Annotated in this window: 1 protein-coding gene and 1 pseudogene; both read right to left on the bottom strand. The window is 70.7% G+C overall.

All coding sequences use genetic code 11. The features are described 5' to 3' along the window. Positions 1–249: pseudogene (locus AC1DVT_RS20485) on the bottom strand (winged helix-turn-helix domain-containing protein); the annotation flags it as partial. Beyond that, positions 250–789 (bottom strand): M48 family metalloprotease (locus AC1DVT_RS20490; RefSeq protein ID WP_477391265.1); only part of this gene is annotated, 540 nt, incomplete at its 5' end.

A 789-nucleotide genomic window follows, 5' to 3' on the forward strand; every position in this document is an offset into this window, starting at 1 on the left:
GCAGAAGCCGCCCCACTCGAAGACGACCCGGTCCACCTCCATCGCGCGGACGAGATCCGCGGGCTGGTACGGCCAGCCGATCCTGCTCCACAGGATCAGGTCGGCGCTCCGTGCGATCGTTGCGGTCGGGTCGAGGGCCACCGCGACGAGGTCTTCGACGGTCTCCACCACCCCCGCCGGCCTCCGCGCGTCGAGCAGCTGCGCGCGGATCGCGATCCGCCGCGCCTGGGCCGGCGAGAGCCGGAGCACCTAGAACGCGCCGCCCATCGTGCGGAGACGCTCGATCCGCTCCGGGAGCGGCGGGTGCGTCGCGAACATGCGGGCGATCGCGTTCGGCTTGAGCGGATCGGCGATCCACAGGTGCGCCATCGAGGTGTTCCCGCGGCGCAATGGCTGCCCGCTCTCCTGCAGCTTCGTCAGGGCGGAGGCGAGGCCCTCCGGGTCTCGCGTCGTCATGGCACTCGTGGCATCGGCGAGGTACTCCCGCTGCCGGGAGATCGCGGMCTGCACGGCGCCCGCGAGCAGGGGCGCCACGATCGCGGCGACGACCCCGAAGATGAGGAAGAACACCTGGGATTGCGAGTTGCCGCCGCGCCGCCCATAGAAGGCGACCCGCAGGAACATGTCGGCGAGGATGCCGACGGCCACGACGAGCCCGAACACCAGGAGTGAGACCCGGATGTCGTAGTTGCGGATGTGGCCGAGCTCGTGCCCGAGCACCCCATCCAGCTCCCGATCGGTCATGAGCTCGAAGAGGCCGGTCGTGACGGTGATCGACGCCTCCTCGGG

It is taken from the genome of Microbacterium sp. P2_F9 (assembly GCF_056403635.1).